The organism is Marivirga harenae (assembly GCF_030534335.1).
Classification (GTDB): Bacteria; Bacteroidota; Bacteroidia; order Cytophagales; family Cyclobacteriaceae; genus Marivirga; species Marivirga harenae.
The window spans coordinates 383,929-405,969 of sequence record NZ_CP130565.1 but is presented as its reverse complement, the minus strand read 5'-3'; the positions used below and the strand labels follow the sequence as shown (position 1 = coordinate 405,969).

The 22,041-nt window shown below is 36.8% G+C and carries 21 protein-coding genes and 1 pseudogene; 12 read left to right on the top strand and 10 right to left on the bottom strand.

The window, feature by feature from the left end; translation table 11 throughout:
- Positions 1-11 precede the first annotated feature (11 nt).
- From Q3Y49_RS01790 to Q3Y49_RS01735, 12 genes are all read left to right on the top strand, one after another.
- Entirely contained in the window at positions 12-929 is a 918-nt protein-coding gene (locus Q3Y49_RS01790) for a hypothetical protein (RefSeq protein WP_303270503.1), read from the top strand.
- Positions 930-1,166: 237 nt separating this feature from the next.
- Complete coding sequence (locus tag Q3Y49_RS01785; protein WP_303270502.1) at positions 1,167-2,765, top strand: sodium:solute symporter family protein; 1,599 nt, start codon at positions 1,167-1,169, stop codon at positions 2,763-2,765.
- Positions 2,766-2,772: 7 nt separating this feature from the next.
- The gene (locus Q3Y49_RS01780) at positions 2,773-3,210 is read left to right on the top strand and encodes a GNAT family N-acetyltransferase (protein WP_303270501.1); all 438 of its coding nucleotides are present in this window, start codon (positions 2,773-2,775) and stop codon (positions 3,208-3,210) included.
- 2 nt (positions 3,211-3,212) lie between these two features.
- Positions 3,213-4,283: an alanine racemase gene (locus tag Q3Y49_RS01775; RefSeq protein ID WP_303270500.1), complete on the top strand. Its 1,071-nt coding sequence runs from the start codon at positions 3,213-3,215 to the stop codon at positions 4,281-4,283.
- Positions 4,284-4,401: 118 nt separating this feature from the next.
- Positions 4,402-5,550 (top strand): amidohydrolase, encoded by a 1,149-nt coding sequence (locus Q3Y49_RS01770; RefSeq protein ID WP_303270499.1) that lies wholly within the window; start codon positions 4,402-4,404, stop codon positions 5,548-5,550.
- 92 nt (positions 5,551-5,642) lie between these two features.
- The gene (alr, locus tag Q3Y49_RS01765) at positions 5,643-6,830 is read left to right on the top strand and encodes an alanine racemase (protein WP_303270498.1); all 1,188 of its coding nucleotides are present in this window, start codon (positions 5,643-5,645) and stop codon (positions 6,828-6,830) included.
- A 119-nt stretch (positions 6,831-6,949) separates the two neighbouring features.
- Positions 6,950-7,381 (top strand): hypothetical protein, encoded by a 432-nt coding sequence (locus tag Q3Y49_RS01760; protein ID WP_303270497.1) that lies wholly within the window; start codon positions 6,950-6,952, stop codon positions 7,379-7,381.
- Between the two features lie 67 nt (positions 7,382-7,448).
- Positions 7,449-8,126: a hypothetical protein gene (locus Q3Y49_RS01755; RefSeq protein WP_303270496.1), complete on the top strand. Its 678-nt coding sequence runs from the start codon at positions 7,449-7,451 to the stop codon at positions 8,124-8,126.
- A complete protein-coding gene (yidD, locus tag Q3Y49_RS01750; protein WP_303270495.1) occupies positions 8,089-8,505 on the top strand; it encodes a membrane protein insertion efficiency factor YidD in 417 nt (138 codons plus the stop codon). The genes Q3Y49_RS01755 and yidD overlap by 38 nt, the downstream gene beginning before the upstream one ends.
- 29 nt (positions 8,506-8,534) lie before the next feature.
- Positions 8,535-9,326, top strand: a complete 792-nt coding sequence (locus Q3Y49_RS01745; RefSeq protein WP_303270494.1) for a hypothetical protein — start codon at positions 8,535-8,537, stop codon at positions 9,324-9,326.
- Positions 9,295-10,140: a tetratricopeptide repeat protein gene (locus Q3Y49_RS01740; protein WP_303270493.1), complete on the top strand. Its 846-nt coding sequence runs from the start codon at positions 9,295-9,297 to the stop codon at positions 10,138-10,140. Before Q3Y49_RS01745 ends, Q3Y49_RS01740 begins: the two co-directional genes overlap by 32 nt.
- Before the next feature lie 12 nt (positions 10,141-10,152).
- Positions 10,153-11,217 (top strand): hypothetical protein, encoded by a 1,065-nt coding sequence (locus Q3Y49_RS01735; RefSeq protein ID WP_303270492.1) that lies wholly within the window; start codon positions 10,153-10,155, stop codon positions 11,215-11,217.
- Positions 11,218-11,220: 3 nt separating this feature from the next.
- Here the strand turns inward: Q3Y49_RS01735 and ppgK are convergent, their stop codons facing one another.
- From ppgK to Q3Y49_RS01685, 10 genes and pseudogenes are all read right to left on the bottom strand, one after another.
- Positions 11,221-11,949: a polyphosphate--glucose phosphotransferase gene (gene ppgK / locus Q3Y49_RS01730; protein WP_303270491.1), complete on the bottom strand. Its 729-nt coding sequence runs from the start codon at positions 11,947-11,949 to the stop codon at positions 11,221-11,223.
- A gap of 191 nt (positions 11,950-12,140) precedes the next feature.
- Positions 12,141-13,229: a glycine cleavage system aminomethyltransferase GcvT gene (gene gcvT, locus Q3Y49_RS01725; protein WP_303270490.1), complete on the bottom strand. Its 1,089-nt coding sequence runs from the start codon at positions 13,227-13,229 to the stop codon at positions 12,141-12,143.
- Positions 13,230-13,343: 114 nt separating this feature from the next.
- Positions 13,344-14,045, bottom strand: coding sequence for a sulfite exporter TauE/SafE family protein (locus Q3Y49_RS01720; RefSeq protein WP_303270489.1), 702 nt, complete (start codon positions 14,043-14,045; stop codon positions 13,344-13,346).
- A gap of 2 nt (positions 14,046-14,047) precedes the next feature.
- Positions 14,048-14,467: a FixH family protein gene (locus Q3Y49_RS01715; RefSeq protein WP_303270488.1), complete on the bottom strand. Its 420-nt coding sequence runs from the start codon at positions 14,465-14,467 to the stop codon at positions 14,048-14,050.
- A gap of 2 nt (positions 14,468-14,469) precedes the next feature.
- Positions 14,470-15,882: a cytochrome c oxidase accessory protein CcoG gene (gene ccoG, locus Q3Y49_RS01710; protein ID WP_303270487.1), complete on the bottom strand. Its 1,413-nt coding sequence runs from the start codon at positions 15,880-15,882 to the stop codon at positions 14,470-14,472.
- A 128-nt stretch (positions 15,883-16,010) separates the two neighbouring features.
- Positions 16,011-16,976 carry a c-type cytochrome gene (locus tag Q3Y49_RS01705; RefSeq protein WP_303270486.1) on the bottom strand — a complete coding sequence of 322 codons (966 nt, stop codon included), beginning with the start codon at positions 16,974-16,976 and terminating at the stop codon, positions 16,011-16,013.
- Positions 16,960-17,163 carry a cytochrome C oxidase Cbb3 gene (locus tag Q3Y49_RS01700; RefSeq protein ID WP_303270485.1) on the bottom strand — a complete coding sequence of 68 codons (204 nt, stop codon included), beginning with the start codon at positions 17,161-17,163 and terminating at the stop codon, positions 16,960-16,962. Before Q3Y49_RS01700 ends, Q3Y49_RS01705 begins: the two co-directional genes overlap by 17 nt.
- A 12-nt stretch (positions 17,164-17,175) precedes the next feature.
- A pseudogene (ccoN, locus tag Q3Y49_RS01695) lies at positions 17,176-19,292 on the bottom strand (cytochrome-c oxidase, cbb3-type subunit I).
- Positions 19,282-19,488, bottom strand: a complete 207-nt coding sequence (gene ccoS / locus Q3Y49_RS01690) for a cbb3-type cytochrome oxidase assembly protein CcoS (RefSeq protein ID WP_303270484.1) — start codon at positions 19,486-19,488, stop codon at positions 19,282-19,284. Before ccoS ends, ccoN begins: the two are co-directional and overlap by 11 nt.
- A complete protein-coding gene (locus Q3Y49_RS01685; protein ID WP_303270483.1) occupies positions 19,485-21,914 on the bottom strand; it encodes a heavy metal translocating P-type ATPase in 2,430 nt (809 codons plus the stop codon). The genes ccoS and Q3Y49_RS01685 overlap by 4 nt, the downstream gene beginning before the upstream one ends.
- Positions 21,915-22,041 lie beyond the last annotated feature (127 nt).

Below are 22,041 nucleotides of genomic sequence, written 5' to 3'. Positions count from 1 at the left end.
AATAAACCCCCATGAAACCCCTCATAACCATAACCCTACAATTCATCAGCATTACTATGTTGGCTCAGTCTCCAGTTGTTACGCTCAACCAATATTTCAAAGAAGCCAAAAATGGTAGCTATGCAACAGCTCCTCAAAGCTTGTTTGATCAAGGAAATGATTTTGACCTGCTTCTTTCTGAACTCGAAAAATATCAATCCGATAGCACAGCTCGGATTCGTGCTAAGGCATATCGTTTAAGCAATAGGATTGCTCAAGTTTCGGAGGATGAGTCAGTAAAACAAAAAGCAATTGACCAGCAAATTAAAGCGCTAAATGATCCGGACAGAGGCATTGCTGGGAATGCTATTGAGGCTATGACTAATTTCAAAAATACTGTTTTTATAGAAAGTCAGAAGACTAGAATCTTAAATCATTTAAATGCTGAAACGCCTCATTTCAATGATTTCGTCAAACTTCTGGGTTTCTTGCAATTGAAAAAAGCAGAATCGCAATTGGTAGGCTTAATAGCCCTTAAGGAGTCTCCAGTAACCAAATGGAATATTCGCTTAGCTTTGGCAAGAATGAACAATCAGTCTGCTATAGAATACATTATAAGTAAACTTGAAAAAGCCCCCATTAATGATGCTTTTGCCTATGATATTGTACCGGGTTTGGTTTATACTCGTCAACCTCAAATATTTAAATTTTTAGAAAGTCAAATCCTAAACGATGAAGCCAATTGTAGTACGGCTGACCCCAACAGCAATCAAAAAATCACTTGTGCATATCGAATTATGGAAGCGATTGCTCCTGCAATTGAGAACTTCCCACTGCCCACTGATGAATTTGGAGATTTAATGGTGGATGATTACGAAAAGGCTTTGATAGAGCTCCGCAAATGGTTTGAGCAAAATGAAACTTATTCCCTCAATCAAGAAGTGTACTAAGCTAAGCATTTCTTTTGTAATGATATATATATATATATATATAGAAAGTCACTTGTTGCTTGATTTACAGTTATTTAATTAATAAGAAAAAATAGAGCGCATATTCTCCATTCTTAAGCGCGTCTTCGACACTATCTGACTTTCCTCGGATTTTACGAATTGCCAAATTTTTCGTAGTTTAAGTTTTAATCCAATCTTATTGTTGAAATACAATTTTCATTTTTGATACTATAGAATATGCATATTATAGATATTTCTATTTTTATAGCTTATATGATTGCCATGTTAGGGGTGGGATATTATTTCCTACGATCAAACAAGGGGATGGATGATTACTACGTGGGAGGTAGGAAAATGACCAGCTGGCATATTGGATTAAGTGTTGTGGCTACAGATGTTGGAGGTGGGTTTTCAATCGGTTTGGGCGGACTAGGCTTTACCATTGGGATATCAGGTTCTTGGATGCTCTTTACAGGATTGATAGGTGCGTGGCTAGCTGCGGTTTTTCTAATTCCTATAGTTAGAGGGAATAAAGCATTTGAAAAATTCCACACTATGCCTCAATTGTTTGCGTACTTTTTTGATAAGAAGACGGCATTATTAGCTGCCTTAATTTCAGCAATTGGTTATTTGGGTTTTACTAGCTCCCAAATATTAGCTGGGGCAAAATTAGCTTCCGGAACATTTCCCGAATTGGGCTTGAATCATGCATTAATTATCATGGGGGTTATCGCAGTGGTCTATACCGTCATGGGTGGTATAAAAGCAGTGATTTACACCGATACCATTCAATGGATACTTTTGCTAGGAGGACTAATTTTCATTGGAATTCCGCTTTCTTATACCGCGGTAGGGGGATGGCAGGCTATAAAGGAGACTTTAGATCCTGAGATGCTTTCTTTTACTAATATCGGCTGGCAAGATATAATATATTGGGTTGTTACCATTATCCCTATCTGGTTTGTAGGCATGACATTGTATCAAAGAATCTATGCAAGTAGAGATGTCAAGACTGCGAAGAAAGCATGGTTTATTGCAGGTGTGTTTGAGTGGCCAATTATGGCATTTATGGGAGTTGCATTGGGCGTTTTGGCTAGGGTGGCGGCAGATCAAGGAATGTTTGCAGCTCTGGGGCCTGAAAATATAGCGGAAGCAGATCCAGAAAAGGGTTTGCCCATGATGCTAGCTACTGTTCTCCCTGTTGGATTGTTGGGTATAATGATGTCCGCATATTTTTCAGCCATACTTTCTACAGCTGATAGTTGCTTGATGGCATCTTCAGGAAATATTGTCTCAGATTTTATAAAGAAATTCACCAATAGATTTAATTCTGATAAAAAAGAGTTACGGTTATCTCAAGTGGTAACCTTGATCGTTGGGGCTGTAGCGCTTTTACTTGCCAGTGCTATGGAAAATGTGTTAAGTCTAATGCTATACAGTTATGCTTTTATGGTTTCAGGTCTTTTTATCCCGATTTTAGGTGGATTGTTTTGGAAAAAGAGCAATAGTAACGCAGCATTTTGGGCTATGATAACCGGTGGTTTAACTACAGCATTACTTCAGGCTAATAAAATCACCTTCGGAACTGCAACTAAAATGCCTGAATTACGAACATTTATAAGTGAAGCAAAATCAAGTATAGATTTTATCGGGATTAGCATCGATAGTATGTCGCCCGGTCAAGTGGTAGAATCAATTAATAAAATGCAGATTATTGGAATTCCTTTTTCTGATATTTTATTTAAATTACCCGCAGGATTAGATCCCAATGTATTTGGAATATCATTTTCAGCAATAATTTTCGTAACTTACTCTCTAATTTATCCTAAAAAATAATAACTACATGGAATTTCAAACTTTAACTTCAATAGACTCAGCAACAACTTTACAAAAAAACGAGATTGCGGATTTCCTTCATACTCATCTTGATGAATTCGGTGATTCTAAAGATGACATTATGAAATGTCTGGATTATGCACTCAGTTCATTTGGTCATCAAGGTGGATTTGTAGTTTTAGCTAGAGAGAGTGGAAGTATTAAAGGAGCAGTAGTGGTCAACCAAACAGGAATGTCAGGTTATATCCCTGAAAACATATTGGTGTACATAGCTGTTCATTCTGACCAGAGGGGTAAAGGAGTTGGTAAAGAGCTGATGAGAAAAGCAATCAATACAGCGAAAGGAGATATTGCCCTTCATGTGGAACCAGAAAATCCTGCCAAATTTTTATATGAGAAATTAGGCTTCACCAACAAATATTTGGAGATGAGGTTAAAGAAATAAATATGGCATTTTTAAAATTATACAAAGATAAACTTAAACATAACTTTGATTTTTTACACCAGCTTTTTACTAAAAATAACTTAGATTGGGGGGCTGTTACCAAGCTTTTTTGTGGCAACGAACTTTATTTGAAGGAAGTTATCAATTTGGGTTTCAGGGAGATCCACGATTCTAGGATTAAGAACCTGCAAAAAGTAAAGGAAATTGACTCTACTGTAAAAACCTGCTACATAAAGCCACCCGCAAAAAGGAGTATTCCAGATATAGTGAAATATGCTGATATGAGCATGAATACGGAATATTATACTTTGAAACTCCTGTCAGATGAGGCTGTTCGACAGAAGAAGAAGCACAAGGTGATCATCATGGTAGAAACTGGTGATTTGAGAGAAGGGGTGATGGGTGATCATTTGATAGATTTTTATGCTAAGGTATTTGAATTACCCAACATTCAAATTGAGGGAATAGGAACGAATTTGAACTGCCTTCATGGTGTCATGCCTTCACAAGATAAGCTCATCCAGTTGAGCTTGTATAAACAGATTATCGAGTTGAAGTTCAACAGAAAGTTGCCTTTGGTTTCTGGAGGAACATCTGTCACTATTCCATTGATCATGAACAAGCAGATTCCTGCTGGGGTTAACCATTTCCGTATTGGAGAAACACTTTACTTTGGGGCTAATCTTTTTGAGGAAACTACCATTGAAGGAATGCATGATGATTGTCTGGAGCTTTTTACTGAAATCATAGAAATAACAGAAAAGCCAAAAGTACCGATGGGCGAAATGGCCGCAAATCCTCAGGGAGAAACCACTGAAATTGATGAATCATTGTATGGTGAGACCAGTTATAGGGCTATATTAGATATTGGGGTATTGGATATCGACCCTAAGTATCTGATTTTAGATGGTTATGACTTTGAAATTGTCGGTTCCAGCTCCGATATGATTGTGATAGATTTAGGAGAAAATGTTAAGAAGCGCAAAGTTGGAGATTTGATTAATTTTAAAGTTAAATACATGGGGGCATTAGGTATCTTAAATTCCAATTATATTGAAAAAACTGTAGAATAAAGTTTAAATGGTTTCTGGGATGAAAATGCATAAAGTGTTGTAATTTGAACCCGATTTTGGAATGAAGACTTTTTTTGCTCCGATAGAAGCCTGTTAGACTCTGTTAAAACTATTTTTTATGGATTTAAAGCTTGATGTAGAAGAGCTTGTAAAATTAAGACATCAATTACATGCCCATGCTGAAGTTTCCAATCAGGAAGAAAAGACTGCACAGATCATTCTAGAATTTCTTACGAGTTGTCAACCTGATAAAATCTGGCAAAATGTGGGAGGACATGGAGTGATTGCCTTGTTCAAAGGAAAAGAGGAAGGCGAAAATGTAGGTTTTCGAGCTGATTTGGATGCTTTACACATTGAAGAAACCATTCATTTAGCGTATGAATCCAAAACTCCTCATGTTTCTCATAAATGCGGTCATGATGGCCATATGGCAATGGTGGCAGGTATTGCAAGTTTTCTGCAAAAGAATCCCTTACAGAAAGGTAGTGTTTACGTGATTTTTCAGCCTGCTGAAGAAACAGGTGAAGGCGCTGAAAGGATAAATCAAGCGTTAAAAGACTTAAAAATCAATCTTGATTATTTGTTTGGGCTACATAATTTACCAGATTTTCAGAAAGGCACAATTTTTACGAAGTCAGGAACTTTTGCAGCTGCTTCAAGGGGGATGGTCATAAAACTATTCGGGAAAACTAGTCACGCGGCTGAACCTGAATATGGAATTAGTCCGGTCATTGCTATGGCTAAAATCAGCACAGAGATGACTCGTATTCATAGAATGGTGGATTTCTCTGATTTAACATTGGCAACTGTAATTCACAGTGAATTGGGGGAAATTGCATTTGGAACTAGCCCAGGTTATGGGGAGGTAAGAATTACCCTAAGAGCGATGAAAGATGAGGATATGTCCATTTTAATTGATGAAGCGGAAAAATTAGTGCATAAATATTGTGAGGATGATGGTTTAGGTTGTGAAATATCCTATACAGAAGTGTTTCCTTCTACGATTAATACTGCAGAATCCTTCGAGATTATTCAAAAAGCCGCTTCATCCATGGGAATTACATTTAAGCCTTTGGTTTCACCCTTCAAGTGGAGTGAAGATTTTGGACAATATAAAACGCAATTTAAAACTGGCTTCTTTGGAATTGGGTCTGGTGAGGATTGCCCGCATCTTCATGACGAGTTTTATGATTTCCCTGATGAAATTATTGAGCCGGGCCTCAAGATGTATATTGGATTAATGAGGTACTTTGAGCTTATAGCCTAAACTAAAGTAATCCTAGTTTTGGGCGTATTGATAATCATTGAATTATATTCTTTTTTTGTAAGTCTGTTTTCTTTAAACATAAATAGAAAAATATGGGTCAAAACATATTTAGTACATCCATGGTAACTCTAAGTAAAAGTGCGGTGCGACAAAATGTGCGATTTGTAAAAAGCAAATTATCGGATAATGTATTACTGTCAGCAGTGTTGAAAGGAAATGCCTATGGTCATGGCATAAAGGAAATGGTGCCGCTTTACGAATCGGCAGGAGTGAAGCATTTATCCGTTTTTTCGATCCATGAAGCGGAGGAAGTCTGTAAAGTAAAAAAGAATTCAACTCAGGTTATGATTATGGGTTGGATGGAAGATGAAGAGACAGAGTGGGTTATTGAAAATGATGTTGAGTTTTATGTTTTTGAAATCGGAAGGTTGAAAGCAGCAGTTGAGTTTGCCAGAAAAGTGGGCAAAAAAGCAAAAGTTCATTTAGAAGTTGAGACAGGAATGAATCGAACAGGATTTCAAGAGGAGCATTTGGCAGAGGTGATAGAAATGATGAAATCAAATGAAGAGCATATTGTTTTTGAAGGTCTTTGTACTCATTATGCTGGTGCAGAAAGTATCACCAATTACTTAAGGGTAATGGATCAAATCAAAAAGTATAATCAGCTTTACGATATTTTTAAAGAACACGGTTTAATCCCAAACAGGAGGCATACAGCATGTTCAGCAGCCGCCATGTCTTATCCCGAAACTCAAATGGATATGGTTAGGATCGGAATTTTATTGTATGGTTTTTGGCCGAGCCAGGAAACCTTTATTGCATATCAAAGAAGTAATGGTTACGGGCAGGAAGGACTCAGCAGAAGAGTGAAGCATCCATTAAAGCGAGTCATTAGTTGGAGAAGTAAAATAATGTCTGTAAAAGAAGTGCCTGTTGGGGAGTTTATAGGTTATGGAACCAGCTACCAGGCCACCAAGAAGATGAAAATAGCAACAGTTCCAGTTGGTTATGCATATGGTTTTGCTCGGTCCTTGAGCAATCAGGGGAGGGTAATTGTTAACGGAAAAAGGGTGGCGGTAATAAGTACCGTCAATATGAATTTAATGATTATCAATGTAACAGAATGCAAAAATGTCGGGAAAGGAGATGAGGTAATCATGATCGGGTCCAATGGTAAGGTAAATGTCACTGTTTCTAGTTTTGGAGAGCTAAGTAATCAATTGAATTATGAATTGCTGAGTAGATTACCCATGGATATACCGCGAAAGGTAGTGATTTAGCAGATTATTTAACCCTCTATATAAATTTTTATATAAAATATCACATAATTTATTGCAAATATGTAACATTAATTGTTAATTAGAGACGTAATAAAATTAAAACTTTTAAACCATTTGACATGAAAAGATTACTACTAGCTGTTGCAGCTTGTTTCGTAATAGCTTCCTCAAGCTATGCAACGAACGCAGATTTGTTTGAACTGAATGAGGAGAAGATCAATGCTGAGTTTGCTGAATTGAATGAATTGGAAGCTTATGTATCCATGAATGAAAATGTAACTATTCATAACATTTATCAAGAAAATGCAGGATTGGTTACAGGCATGAATTTATCTTACGGGCCTGAAGGTATGATGGGTCATAACAGGTTTTCGTTAGACGAAATGGAATGGGGTTCATTTGCTTGGGGTTTCTGCTGTTGGCCGATTGGTATTTTTACTGTTTTATTAAACAATGACAAAGGAAGTAACCATAAAATTTCTTTCTTCATTGGTTTAGGAACTTCGGTTTTATTAGGTGCATTATCTTCACCTGCTTATATTTCGTACTAAAATTAGAATTTAGTAAAAATCAATTGAAAAGGACTATCCCTCACGAGAGGGGTAGTCATTTGTTTTTATGAGACACATCCTGACATTAGTTTTCCTTTTTTTTTTAGCAAGTTTTTCGGCTTTTACTCAATCTTACTTCAGGGTAACTGCCGATTTTTCAATTAAAGATAAAAATCCCAAGGGCTCTGAGTTCTATAAAGGGAAAGTATATTTTGATAAGGAATTCAATAAGATCGTTTACCAAGTTTCATTTCCTGAACAGAAGACTTTGGTTTTGGCGGATACCCAAATGTATGTTTTGGTAAATAAGAAAATTGAAAGCCAGTCTTTTACACCAAGCACAAATAAATTTACCATTTTCAATTTAGCTTTAAGTGGTGATTTAAAAAATTACGGGCTAGATAAATCAGGTTACTATATTAATTCCATAGAAGAATCTGACGATCAGACTATTATTGAATGGTTACCCCCCGCAGGTTTAGAGGATAAATTGGGTAAGGCGGTTCTATCATTGAAAAATAATCAACTTTTTGGAATAGTTTTATTTAAGCCCAATGGTGAAATCATGGGGAAAAGATTTTATCAAAATTATGTAAGTGTCAATGGATTACCATTTCCAAAAAAAGTAATTCAAGTATCATATCTACATGGACAGGAATATTATAAAATCACTACATTTGAAAATATAAAAATTGATGAGCTGGAAAATGATGAGATGTATCGTATTGATCTTTATAATAAATAGTCTATGTTTTCAAGTCTGGTCGCAAGTTAGTTCGGAATTAGAAATATTAGGAGGAATTAAATACGATATAAATTCAGTTGAAAAAGTTAAGATAAGTGATCAATATGATCATGTGCATGTTAATACTAATGAAGTTCAGTTTGTGTTTTCAGGTCTTTTTCTTTTCTATAAGTCATTCATTTCTTCACAGGATGCTCAATCCTGTTCTTTTATACCCTCTTGTTCTGTTTATGCCTTGGAGGCTGTAAAAAAGCAAGGTGTCCTAAAAGGAATGATGAATGGATTTGACCGCTTATCGAGATGTAATTCGCTCTCTCCCGAGAAATATAAAATAGATCCTAAAACCAAACTTTTAATTGACCCTTTAGTAGTACAATGAAATTTTACATTTTCTTATTCTTGTTCGTCTTGAGTTTAAACCTATCCCAAGCGCAAGATATTTACACCTTCAATAAGAGTAAAGAATTCGCATCCTATTTGTTCAAGAGTGGACAATATGAATTGTCTGCAGTTGAATATGAAAGACTATTGTTTGTTGATAAAAATAGTGACTCTTTGAAAATCGCTTTGGTCAACAGCTATTATAAAAATGGTGAAGTGGACAGGGCAGTGAGAAGAACTGAATCATTGTATCCTTCACTTTCTGATTTTACAAGGACGATGTCAGAATTATATTTACAAATGTTAATTCTCGGGAAACAGTTCGAAAAATTTGATCAGAATGCTGTTCGGTTGCCAATTAATGAAAAAAACAGAACAATTTATGAACTGCATAGGGAGGTTTTGGCAGGAAACTGGGAAAGCGTGGAAGCAAAAATCCCGCAAATTTCCGCTAGTGACCACCCCTCAATTACTGGTTTAAAGAATTTATCATCACAAGCAAAAGCTTTCAAGCCCAAGAAACCATGGGTGGCTGTTATGATGTCTGCTGTTTTGCCGGGCAGCGGGAAGTTTTATACCGGTAATTACAAGGATGGGATTTTTAGTTTGTTCGTAGTGGGAGGGAGTGCCTTTCAAGCCTACAGGGGCTTTAATAAAGAGGGTATTTCATCTACATCAGGATGGATATTTGGTGCTTTATCTACAGGTTTTTACGCTGGTAATATTTATGGATCAGCTAAGTCAGCACAGGTGTATAATCAAAACTTTTGGTTGGAAATTGATAAAGATGCAGAAAATATTATTCGTTCTACTTACTAGTCTTTCTTTTTCGGTTCAGATTTCTTTTTCACAAGATGTAAAAGAGACCTTGCAGTTTGCAGAGGAGCAGTTTATAATAGGAAATTACACCAATAGTATTTTGGCGTATGAACGAGCTATTTATTTTGAAGAAAATACTAGTTCAGAAACTTACTTCAAACTAGCAAATGCATATTTCAGTAAAGGCGATATTGGCAGAGCAATTAGAGTTTATGATAATGCTGCCTTTTTAGAGAAAGATAACGGTAAGCGGAATGACATAATATTTAAAAAATGTTTGGCTTACTTAAGTACAAATCAATACAATCAAGCTATTATTTCTTTAGGGGCAATCAATGATTTTAATGATACTGAAGCAGGATTGAAAAAGCAATATTTTAAATCCATTGCTTATTTTCTAAAAGAGGATTTTGATCAGTTTGAAGTATTGTTTGATGAATATGCTACAAATCTAAAACTAGCATCTAATCAACATTATATTGACCTTGAAACCTATAATCTAAAGGCGGATAAAGTAAAACCTAAACTAGCCATGTGGATGAGTGTATTTGTACCGGGCAGTGGACAGATTTTATATGGAAATTGGAAAGATGGACTAAATTCCATGGCCCTGACCGCGGCTTTAGTGGGTTTATATTTTAACTATGTTACTGAATTTTCCTTAGTGGAAGGATATTTAGTCGTATTGCCGTGGTTCCAACGATACCATAAAGGAGGTTATTTAAAGGCTAAGGAAACAGCCTTGAAGAAGCAAAGGGAATACAGAGGCAAAGCTTATGGTGAAATACTACAGTTGCATCCAGCCCTATTTTAAGATGGTTTAAATATGAAAATTTTACTTATAAGGTGTATCCTTTTTTTTGTCTTTATTCAATATAGTTTCGTTGCACTTTCTCAAATTGGTAACAAGGGCAATCAACAATTTTTTAAGCATCTTTATAATTTTGAGTTTTATAAAGCGGATAGCTTACTCTCCAATCTTGACAGCATTCAAGATGCCAGTCAGTATAATTTTTTAAAATCACATTTCATGAGGTGGTATTACTTGCCGATCCATGAGCAGGATGATAAAATATTATCTCTGTATAATCAATATTTGGAAGCAACAACAAATGAGGATAATGAATTGAACTACCTTTTTGTTAATAGTGCCTTATTGAAAGCTGAATTCAACTACAATCAAGGTAATTATTACAAGGCTTATCATAATGGTTCCAAGGTATACGAGCTTGTTAAGCTTAATTTGGAAAAGGCACCGGATAAGGAGGAATTAATGTTTTTATCTGCACTTTATCACTATTACTATCAATATTATAAAAATGAAAACCCTATTTATGGAAGCATGATGTGGCTTTTTAAGGAGGGAAATAAACAAACTGGTTTAGAGTGGTTGAAAATAGTGGCGGGAGGTGAAAGTATTGCTAAGACAGAGGCATTGATCTATTTATCTCATATTTATCTGAGGCTTGAAAATAATTTAGATTCAGCATTCAAATATGCAGAAATACTTCATCAGATGTATCCAGAGAATTTAAAGTTCTATGAGGTATATCTTGAAAGTGCTATTTCAAATAACTTGAATAATGAGTCGGTTCAATTACTCATTCAGGAGCTTCAAAATTCGAGAAAGATCTATTTTCAAAAATATGGTATTTGCTATAAGGCGATTCAACGTGCAAATAGAAATGACAAAAATAAAAGAGAAAGAATTCTTGATCTAAAAAATGCTTTGAGCTTTATTGAAAGAAATGGTGGAGGTAATCATCTATCTTCCTTAATTTATTATAGTTTACACCAATTAACAGGTGAGGAGGAATATTTAAGGCAGAAAAATAAGTATGAAGTTTATCAATTTGCTTTAACGGGATATCTTAAAAGTGAAAGTAACTGATATTTATAAAAACTGGCTTGCCGCCCCCACTATTCCAGCATGATTTTTCAATTCGGCAGGAATTACATTCAGTTTTTTGTCAATATATTTTTCATACTTTTTAAACTTCTTGCTAACTCCACCTCCAATAATGATTAGATCTGGCCAGAACAATTTATGAACTTCTATCAAATATAGATTTATTCGTTTGCCCCAAACCTCCCAACTTAAATCCTCATTTTCTCTTATGGAGTTGGCAGCATAGGCTTCTGCTATATCGCCTTTAAATTGAATATGCCCAAGTTCAGTATTGGGCATTAATTGTTGGTTATGAAATAAAGCAGATCCAATTCCCGTGCCCAGAGCCAATACCAAAACAGTTCCATTATGACCTTTGCCAGCACCATAATTCATTTCTGCTAAACCGGCTACATCCACATCATTCATCACTCTGGTGGCGCATCCGGTAGCTTTTCTAATCATATTAGCTAGAGGTTTTTCAATCCAGCTTTTATCAATATTTGAAGCAGTTTTTACCGTCCCATCAATGATAGCGGCCGGGAATCCACAGCCTATCGGACCAGACCAATCAAAATGCTTTTGTAGTTTTACTACTGTTTTCATCATGGCTTCTGGCGTTGCAGGTTGGGGAGTTTCAAAACGTTTGCGCTTAGTAATAAACTCACCTGTTTTTAAATCTACAACGGCTGCCTTCATTCCAGAACCTCCGATGTCAATGCCTAATACTTCCAAATTTTATCCAATTAGTTTCTGTTTTTAAGTTAATACATTTTTGAATCTGATAAAAAGAATTTCAAAGTTGAGACATTGAAAAATGTGACCTCTTAAAAAGTAATTATTATATGGTACTTTCTAAAAGGTCACAATATAAATCCGCTAAGCTGCAAACCTCAATACTTACTCACTTCAAGACTGATTCACGTCTAAATCAAGGGCAATTTTTTTACTTGTGCTTTTAATTGATTTTTTCGTACCACGATTTGAATCTCAGTTTCCGGTTTTGCAAAATCAGTTTTTACGTAACCCAATCCAATACCATGACCCAGAGTCGGGGACTGCGTGCCTGATGTAACTACTCCTATTGTATTGCCTTCCATATCCAATATCTCATATCCTTTTCTAGGGATACCACGGTCTAGCATGTGGAAAGCCACTAATTTTCGTTCGACTCCTTCTTCCTTCTGTTTCTTAAGATTTTCAGAATTGATAAAATCTTTGGTGAATTTTGTCGCCCAGCCAAGTTTGGCTTCAATAGGTGAAGTAGAGTCATCTATATCATTTCCATACAAGCAGAATCCCATTTCCATTCTTAAAGTATCTCTGGCACCAAGACCAATTGGTTTTATGCCAAATTCTTCACCAGCTTCTATGATTTTTCGCCAGATGTTTTCTGCATCTTTATTGTGGAAGTAGACTTCAAAACCACCCGCACCGGTATAGCCAGTATTGGACATTATCACATATTTTGCATCAGCAAAAGCTCCCACCTCAAAATGAAATGGTTTAATGGCAGATAAATCCATTTCTGAAGTCAATTTTTGTAGCGTGTCTTCAGCTTTCGGTCCCTGAACAGCAAAAAGTGAAAAATCATCTGATATATTTTTCATGATCGCACCAAATTCTTCATTTTGTTGCGCAATCCAGTTCCAGTCTTTCTCAATATTGGAAGCATTCACCACCAACATATATTCCTCTTCTCCAATTCGGTAAATTAAAAGGTCGTCAACAATTCCACCCTCATCATTTGGCAAGTAGCCATATTGCGCTTTTCCAATTACCAAAGTAGAAGCATCATTGCTAAACACTTTTTGAATTAAATCTATGGCTTTTGGACCTGAGATTAAAAATTCTCCCATATGCGAAACATCAAACATACCGACTGCATTACGCACGGTATTATGTTCCTCAATCAAACCTGTATAAGAAACAGGCATATTATATCCGGCAAAAGGCACCATTTTAGCGCCTAATTGCTCGTGTATGTGATTTATAGCTACTTTTTTCAATTCCATAGTAGTGGTGTTTTAGTCTTAAAATTTCCTTAAGCAAAAGTATGGAAAATATGGAATTTACAGGAGATTTGGGCTGACCTTTTCCAAAGATCTAAATTTTGGAAATGATTTTAGTTACCTCTCTCCACAAATAGGAATATCCATCGTGGTCTGTGCCTGCCCGAAATCAGGCAATGGGATATGAATAAATTGCACTTCCATTCCTCTTAGGAAAAGGAATAAAGCTAAAGTAAATGCCAATACAGGCTTCATGTTTTGAGTGAAGCCGTTCAATTTTCTGAAAGTCAGTTTTCCGGCCCACACGCTTCCTATTATCCACGGGAGAGTACCTATACCAAAAACAGCCATAAATACAACAGAATCCATAATGGTTTCAGTGGCAAAAGAGCTTAGAAGTGCAAGATAGACTAGTCCGCAAGGAAGAAGACCGTTGAGCAAACCAATTGAAAATCTTGAGAGAATATCTTGCTTTCCAATAAACGTTCTAAAACTATTTTTTACCTTTTGGTAAGGTACTGATTCTATGCGATTAATGAATTTAAGGAATCGAAAACGGGCAGGTAATACATAAAAGTAAATGATAAATATCGCCATGATGATGGATAAGCTGTTTTGCCATCCTAAAATGGATAGACCTTCTCCAACAAAAGCCAAAGCTAAACCTAACATGATGTAGGTGATAATTCTACCTGTTTGGTAAGCCACAAAGCCCCATGCCATTGATTGATTGCGGAATACGCCCAGCATAAGTGGTGCACACATAAAAGTGCAATGAATGCCACCTAATAAACCTATGCTTAAAGCTGCCCAAATCATTTCTAACGCTGAATGAAAATTTGCTCTTCCTTAAAATATTTCTTGCCGTCAGTTTCCCAACTAAAAGAAATCTTCCAGCTACCGGCCTTAAATTTTTCAATGGGAATATTTATTTCCTCACTGATGGGTACAAAGAAATCTAGATCTGCGTCAGCGGGACGGTAAAACTGAATTTTCCCTTTTACTTTTTCAGCATCCTCAAATTTCAGTTTCAGCATTTGGCCTTCTTGCTTTGCTGATACTAAACCTGGCCAATCCCGACCATTTTTGATTTCATTCATTTTCCCTTCATATGCTATTTCTTCCTCATAGTAATTTTCTTCCACCATATGGAATTCCTGTCTCATACTGAAAACCACCATGCTGATAATCAATATCACGAAGCCTATAAATACTAAAGTTATTTTATTCCCCCAATGCATAATTATTTTAGTTTACTGAATGTGTTCGGTCCCGGAAATCTTGAATCAATGGTTTGGATTAATTCATCATCACGGTAGATCTCTACTTGAATTTTTTCGTCAATCTGTGCAAATTGCTTTCTCGTCATTTCTACAAAAACATAAACCTCATCTTTTTCTTGTCCTTCCAAAACTTCAATGGGGCCAGAAGGGAAGAATAAACGGGCAGATATTGGCTTTACTTTATAAGTCAAATTCATCGGGTCAAAGGATTTGTTGATCATCTCCATTTGATACATATTGCTGATGATAGAATCATTTTTAATTTGATATATAGAACCGGGCGTTCTTGTCATCGTGACTTCAATCGGAGCTCTTCCGACCAATAAAAAGCCCATAGCACCTACTAATATGGCTAAAACAACAGAGTAGGCAATAACTCTAGGCGTAATCAATTTTTTGGTCTTTTTTTCTACTCCTTCTTCAGAATCAAATCGAATCAAACCCTTAGGTTTATTTATTTTTGTCATCACTTCATCGCAGGCATCAATACAAGCAGTGCAATTAACGCATTCCATTTGAGTGCCGTTCCGGATGTCAATACCTGTGGGACAAACTTGAACGCACAAGCTACAATCAATACAATCCCCTTTATCGGCTTGAGGTTCATTCTTTTTTAGTTTACCTCTTGGCTCACCTCTCAACCAATCATAAATTACCACAATGGATTTTTTGTCTAGAAATACACCTTGCAATCTTCCATAAGGACAAACCACTGTACAGGCTTGCTCTCGGAAGTAGGAAAATACAAAATAGAATATCCCTGTAAAGACTAGTAAACCCGTAAAGGCACTCCAATTAGCTTGTGGTCCTGCTTGAATTACCTCAGACATTTCACCAATTCCAATCAAATAAGCCATGAATGTGTGAGAAACCCAAAAGCTGATCAAAAGGAAAACACCTTGCTTAGTGCTTTTCTTCCAGATTTTGTTCCAGGTCCACGGAGCTTTAGCAAGTTTCCTTTGTTGGTTGGCATCACCTTCAATCCAATATTCAATTTTACGGAAAACCATTTCCATAAATACCGTCTGCGGGCAGGCCCAACCGCACCAGACCCGGCCAAAAACTACCGTGAATAGTAGAATAAAGACGACAAAGATTAGTAGCAGAAAAATTAAAAGATGTGTGTCTTGTGGCCAGAATACGCTTCCTAAAATGACAAATTGTCGATCGAAAATATTAAATAACAATAATGGATGTCCTCCAATTTTAATAAATGGACCAGCAAAGAATAAAATCAACAGCAACCAGGCCAAAACCCTTCTGTAGTTATGAAAAATCCCTTTTGGTTTTTTTGGGAAAATCCAATTTCGCTTTCCCTGCTCCCCAACTGTTGCTAGTTGCCCTCTAAATTGCTCTTCGTGTAAATTATCCATACTGTACTTTGTTTAGAGACCTGTCAGGTTTTCAAAACCAGACAGGTCTAACTATTATTTTTATTCTTAAGCTCAGATTCCGGTCGGTGAACCATGGTCGGTGGCATACCGACCATTCCCAATTTTCTCTATTGTTCCACTGTCTCAACCTCTGGCAATTCATCCACATTTTCCTCAATGCGTTCTTCAGCTTGTAATTGCTTTCTAATCTCACCTTGAGGCTCTTTAGGACTAGCAGGGGTACTTCCTACCAAACTCAAGATGTAGTTCGATACATCCTGTATTTGCTTAGGACTCATGTTACCTTTCCAGGGAATCATTCCTTTGGCAGGCACACCTTCTGACACAGTAGTAAAAACGCCCTTGATATCATTTCCATGTATCCAGTATTCATCAGTCAGATTTGGGCCAACACCACCGCCACCATCATCAGCATGACAAACGGCACAATTCTTTTTGTACAGAATCTGTCCTGCTTTCATTACGGCTTCATCAGTCTGTAATTCAGCTGTTTCTGCTGTGATTTGAACCATTCCTGCTTTTGTGCGGGCTTCTGCTTTCAATGCCGCTTCCTCAATTGACGCTTGATATTCGGTTTGTTGATCAGGAATAATATCGAAAATCAAAAAAGCTGGAACATAAAATAAAGCAAAAATGAAAGTACCAATAAAAACATAGCGAAGCCAAGGTGGCATTCCATAGTCCATTTCTTTGATGCCGTCATAATCATGATCTAACATCATATCTCCTTGTTTATCAACGGGCTTAAACTTGCCAGTGATCCATCTTTGCTTGAATTGTTTAAAGAAGCTTATACGAACCTCTCCTTTTTCAGCTGCTTTTTTATTAAGGATAATTTCTGCAGTTTTCAGCATTAAGACTGCTAGAATAACCATTAAAACAATAAGAACTACTAATAGGCCTCCGATTAGAAGTAATAGGCGTCCCTGTTCTGATTGCATGAGTTGTTCCCACATCGTAACTGTTTCAATTTCCATTTCTTCCACCGCCTCTTCTACCTGTGCGAAGAGTGGGGTGATGCCCAATCCTAAAAGGAAAAGGCTGCTCCATATCTTTTTAGTGACTTTTTTCATCTGTAGAATCATTTTGGTATGTAACATTATCCTCTTCCATGGGTAAGGACTTCATCTTATTGATATAGCTTTTATCTGCTCTTATCACCCACCAAATCAGGCCGATAAAGAAAATAAAGAATATACTCAGCGAAATGATGGGAAATATTTCCACATTTTCAATTGTTTCGAAATAGTACTTAAACATATCTTTTCAATTTTATTTTTCAGCAACTTTTATATCAGTACCCAGTCTTTGCAAATAAGCAATCAAGGCTACAATTTTGGCTTCTGGAACAGTCTCAATTCCATCAGCCTCTAGGCTTTTGACAATTTTTTCGGCTTGCTCTTTTGCATTTGCCTGGACTTCCTCTTCAAATCCTTCCTCATACGGAACACCTAATTGTCTCATAACCGTGATTTTATCAGGAAGCCCTTCTAAGTCATAGGCTTGTTGAAGTAACCATGGGTAAGGAGGCATAGTAGAACCTGGTGACATTGACCTAGGATCATACATATGGTTGAAGTGCCAAGAATCAGGGTATTTTCCACCGACCCTGTGCAAATCTGGCCCGTTCTTTTGGAACCCCATAAGAATGGATGATCATAGACATACTCACCAGCTTTGGAGTACTCGCCATATCTTTCAGTTTCATATCGGAAAGGCCGTATCATTTGAGAGTGACATCCTACACAACCTTCGCTTATGTAAATATCCCGACCCTCTAATTCAAGCGGAGTATATGGTTTTACAGCTTCAATTTTGGTGGCCTCATTGTCTTTCATCATAAATGAAGGTATCAGTTCAAAAATACCACCTATTAGGATCGCCACTGTAGTAAGAATAGTGAAGAAAACTGGTTTTCTTTCCCATACTCTGTGCCAATATTCTTTTCCTTTGCTCACTGCTTTTTCTAAGGCTGGAGCCTCAGCTGCCTCATTGGCAACAAATTTCCCAGCTTTAGCTGTCTTGATCAAGTTGTAGACCATTACAAAAACACCCACCAAATAAAGTAAACCTCCAAACGCTCTTAACATATGCATCGGTACGATTTGCAGAGTAGTAGACAAGAAGTTAGGATACTGTAAAATTCCGTCTGGAGTAAATTCTTTCCACATCAACCATTGTGTGAAGGCAGATACGTACATCGGCAAGGCATAGAAAATAATGCCTAAAGTACCCAGCCAGAAGTGGGTATTCGCTAATTTCCTGGAGAACAATTTGGTTTTCCACATTTGTGGTATCATCCAGTATAACATACCAAATGTTAAGAAACCATTCCATCCTAACGCACCAATGTGGACGTGAGCCACAATCCAGTCAGTATAGTGAGCAATAGCATTTACACTCTTTAATGATAGCATTGGCCCTTCGAAAACGGCCATACCGTAGGCGGTTATAGCTACAACCATAAATTTCAAAATCGGATCTTCTTTGACTTTATCCCATGCACCTCTTAGGGTTAATAATCCATTTACCATTCCACCCCAAGATGGAGCAATTAACATGATTGAGAATGCGGTACCCAAGGCTTGGGCCCATTCAGGTAATGAGGTGTAAAGCAAGTGGTGAGGACCCGCCCATATGTAAAGAAAAATTAAAGCCCAGAAATGGACAATTGATAATTTATATGAATAAATAGGTCGATTTGCAGCCTTCGGCAAAAAGTAGTACATCAAACCCAAATAAGGAGTGGTTAGAAAGAATGCTACTGCATTATGACCATACCACCACTGCACTAAGGCATCTTGAACTCCAGCAAAAGCGGAATAACTTTTCATAAAATCAACCGGGATTGCAAAGGAATTTACAATATGTAATACGGCTACGGTTACAAAAGAGGCAATATAAAACCATATAGCTACATACATATGTTTCTCTCTTCTCTTGATTATGGTACCGATCATGTTAATTCCAAATACTACCCAAATTAATGCAATAGCAATATCGATAGGCCACTCTAGCTCAGCATATTCTTTGGACGAAGTGAATCCCATCGGTAGAGTAATAACAGCAGAAAGAATGATCAACTGCCAACCCCACATGTTTATCCACGATAGAGTGTCACTAAACATTCTGGTTTTCAGCAATCTTTGCATGGAATAATAAACTCCAGCAAAGATGGCATTACCCACAAATGCAAAAATAACGGCATTGGTGTGTAAAGGCCTTATTCTACCAAAGGTGGTGTATTCCGAACCTAAATTAGCCTCAGGTGCAAACAGCTGTGTGGCGGCCAAAAGACCTACCAGCATCCCGATGGCGCCCCAAACTACTGTTGCTATCGCAAAGTATTTGACGACTTTGTTGTCATAATGAAACTTTTCAATTTCCATGTGATTCTTGTTTATGATTTGTTGATTGATTACTTGATTTATTTTCTTTTTTTGTGACGGCATCGTCCCACAGCATTCTGTAGGAAGGTGTGGAGGCATCATCGAACTGCCCACTTCGAACAGCCCAAACAAAAGCTACCAAAAAACCTGTCGCTACTATCAAACTCACGATTATTAGTACTACTAGTATGTTCATGAATATTGGTCTTTTTTAGTTTGTAGTAGATATTTACTAGCTAAATACCGGGTGCCCAGAGTAGCTAGGAGCACTACTGAAAAAGAGCTTATAGGCATCAATATAGCTGCAATAACAGGTGATAAAAGTGCTTGTACTGCAAAACTCAAGCCTACCACATTATATAAGAATGAGAGAATAAAGCCTGCAATAACTAATTTGAATGTAGCTTTGGAAAATTTCATAATGTTGGGAAGTAACCTTAAGTTTTCACCCAAAAGGATACCATCGCAAGCAGGACTGAACTGCCGAGTGGATTCTGTAATGGCTAATCCGAAATTGCTTTTGCGTAAAGCGGCAGAGTCATTTAAACCATCTCCGGCCATCATTACTTTTTGATTTGATGCTTGCCATTTAGTAATGAACTCCTTCTTATCGCCAGGTAATTGTTCAAAATGCATATTATCCTCCGCTAGCCATTGTTTTAAATACTCTTTTTCGGCTGGTTGGTCTCCAGATAATAGGTTCAAATGATATGAGGAGCTTAATTCCGTAAATAATTTGCCAATATTTTCTCTGAAGACATGTTTTACATTGAAGCAGCCGTATGTCAAACCATCCACATTGATAAAGACTTGAGAACTATTAGATTTCTTATCAAAATCTGTAGTTTGATTATCAACAAATTGTTTTTTACCTAATTTGATAATTTGTCCATTAATATTGGCACTAATTCCTTGCCCACTTATTTCTTTGTAGTCCACGATTTCCTGAGATGGATAAAAAGGGAGCCAGTTATAAATAATTTGACTTAATGGGTGCTTGGACTGGTTAAATAGAGTTTTAACAGCAGCTAAAATCTTATGTTCTGGCATATTTCCCTCAAAAATTACTTCAGCTCTGTCAGAATAAGTAAGTGTACCCGTTTTATCAAAAACAATAGAATCTATTTTAGATAAATCTTCTACAGATTGAGTACTTTTTACGAAAAAACCGGCTTTGCTCAAAACCCTCATGGCATAGCCCAAAGTTACGGGTGTTGCCAGTGCTAATGCGCAAGGGCAAGCCACAATCAGAACTGTAGTGAAAGCTCTGATGGCACTTTCAAATGAACCGATGATTAACCAACTTCCTAAAGAGATAAATGCAATAGCTAAAACAACAGCCGTGAAATACTTACTAATTTTGTCGGCCGTACTTTGAACTTGTGCTTTTGCAGCATCTTGAATTGATTCATCGTCCCAAAGTTGAGCTAGATAGCTTTGAGAGGGTCTTTTTTTAACTTGCACCAACACAGATACTCCCTTTAACCTTCCTCCTGCATAAATCAAATCTTCTTTTTGTTTGGTTTCTGGTAAAGATTCACCTGTGACAAAACTGTAATCTATGGAGGCCTCGTCTGAAATTAATAGACTGTCTGCCGGAATAATTTCTTCATTTCTGATTTTAAGGATGTCAGATGGAAGTATGCTGTTAAGTAATACTTGTTCTTCATGCTGAGCCTGAATTTTAGTGACAGATAGAGGGAAGAATGATTGAATATCTCTATCGAATCGAAGGTGGTCAAATGTTTTTTGTTGATAGTATTTACCTAAAAGTAAGAAAAAAACCAGTCCTGATAAGGAATCTAAATACCCCAAACCAGATTGAAACAAAATGATATAATAACTATAACTGAATAGAGTGAATATGCCAATGCTAATTGGAACATCCATATTGATTTGTCTTTGTTTGATTGCACCCCAAGCAGATTTGAAATAATCCTGTGCGGCAAAAAGCAATACTGGAATTGCCAGTAGGGCATTTAGGTATGGAAAAATCTTGGAAATAATGTCCTCATTGAATATGTCGAGTCCAAAGTATTCCGGTAAGCTAAATAGCATGCTATTACCAAATACAAAGCCAGCTATTCCAATCTGCAACCAGATTCTTCTGTACGGTGAGGTATTAGATTTTGATTTCTCTAATTGGATATCAGGCGTATAGGCTATTGAATCTAAAATATTAACCAGTTCCAATAAGGTGAGTTCTTCATGATTGAAAGAAATAATAACTGTTTTTTTATTGAAATCTACTCTACTGCTGATTATCCCAGAGTGGAGCTTATAGAGCTTTTCTAATAGCCAAATGCAAGCGCTGCAGTGAATGGCAGGAATGTAAAATCTAACCTTGCTGATATTATCATTTTTGAAATCAAGTAAACTATCGGCAAAAGCTTCGTCTTTAAGAAATTCAAAATTTTGCCGAGTTCTTTTTTTAGAACTTACACCTGGACTTTCAGCTACGCAATAAAAATTATCCAGATCATTTTCCAGCAAAATCTCATAGACCATGCGGCAACCTTGGCAACAGAAATTCTGGCCAAGGCTTTCTATGAGCTCCTGGTCACATTTCTCACCGCAGTGTGCGCATTCTACATCCTGTAATTTCGCTGCTGATACACTCATTAATTGCTAATTTTTTATTTTTCAAAAGTAATAGCTGTTGGTCTCTAAAAACATGACATAAGTCAGACTTAGGCTTGAGTTTAATCATTCGTCAATCTAAAAAAAAATAAGGACATAAGTAAATGAC

Bases quoted from the DNA above. Each gene is read 5' to 3' on its own strand.
- ccoG (WP_303270487.1), bottom strand. From the start codon at position 15,882: ATGGATAATTTACACGAAGAGCAATTTAGAGGGCAACTAGCAACAGTT.
- Q3Y49_RS01785 (WP_303270502.1), top strand. From the start codon at position 1,167: ATGCATATTATAGATATTTCTATTTTTATAGCTTATATGATTGCCATG.
- Q3Y49_RS01790 (WP_303270503.1), top strand. From the start codon at position 12: ATGAAACCCCTCATAACCATAACCCTACAATTCATCAGCATTACTATG.
- ccoS (WP_303270484.1), bottom strand. From the start codon at position 19,488: ATGAACATACTAGTAGTACTAATAATCGTGAGTTTGATAGTAGCGACA.
- Q3Y49_RS01705 (WP_303270486.1), bottom strand. From the start codon at position 16,976: ATGAAAAAAGTCACTAAAAAGATATGGAGCAGCCTTTTCCTTTTAGGA.
- Q3Y49_RS01715 (WP_303270488.1), bottom strand. From the start codon at position 14,467: ATGCATTGGGGGAATAAAATAACTTTAGTATTTATAGGCTTCGTGATA.
- Q3Y49_RS01720 (WP_303270489.1), bottom strand. From the start codon at position 14,045: ATGATTTGGGCAGCTTTAAGCATAGGTTTATTAGGTGGCATTCATTGC.
- yidD (WP_303270495.1), top strand. From the start codon at position 8,089: ATGATGAGATGTATCGTATTGATCTTTATAATAAATAGTCTATGTTTT.
- Q3Y49_RS01770 (WP_303270499.1), top strand. From the start codon at position 4,402: ATGGATTTAAAGCTTGATGTAGAAGAGCTTGTAAAATTAAGACATCAA.
- Q3Y49_RS01780 (WP_303270501.1), top strand. From the start codon at position 2,773: ATGGAATTTCAAACTTTAACTTCAATAGACTCAGCAACAACTTTACAA.
- Q3Y49_RS01685 (WP_303270483.1), bottom strand. From the start codon at position 21,914: ATGAGTGTATCAGCAGCGAAATTACAGGATGTAGAATGCGCACACTGC.
- Q3Y49_RS01735 (WP_303270492.1), top strand. From the start codon at position 10,153: ATGAAAATTTTACTTATAAGGTGTATCCTTTTTTTTGTCTTTATTCAA.
- gcvT (WP_303270490.1), bottom strand. From the start codon at position 13,229: ATGGAATTGAAAAAAGTAGCTATAAATCACATACACGAGCAATTAGGC.
- Q3Y49_RS01700 (WP_303270485.1), bottom strand. From the start codon at position 17,163: ATGTTTAAGTACTATTTCGAAACAATTGAAAATGTGGAAATATTTCCC.
- Q3Y49_RS01740 (WP_303270493.1), top strand. From the start codon at position 9,295: ATGCAGAAAATATTATTCGTTCTACTTACTAGTCTTTCTTTTTCGGTT.
- alr (WP_303270498.1), top strand. From the start codon at position 5,643: ATGGGTCAAAACATATTTAGTACATCCATGGTAACTCTAAGTAAAAGT.
- Q3Y49_RS01755 (WP_303270496.1), top strand. From the start codon at position 7,449: ATGAGACACATCCTGACATTAGTTTTCCTTTTTTTTTTAGCAAGTTTT.
- Q3Y49_RS01760 (WP_303270497.1), top strand. From the start codon at position 6,950: ATGAAAAGATTACTACTAGCTGTTGCAGCTTGTTTCGTAATAGCTTCC.
- Q3Y49_RS01775 (WP_303270500.1), top strand. From the start codon at position 3,213: ATGGCATTTTTAAAATTATACAAAGATAAACTTAAACATAACTTTGAT.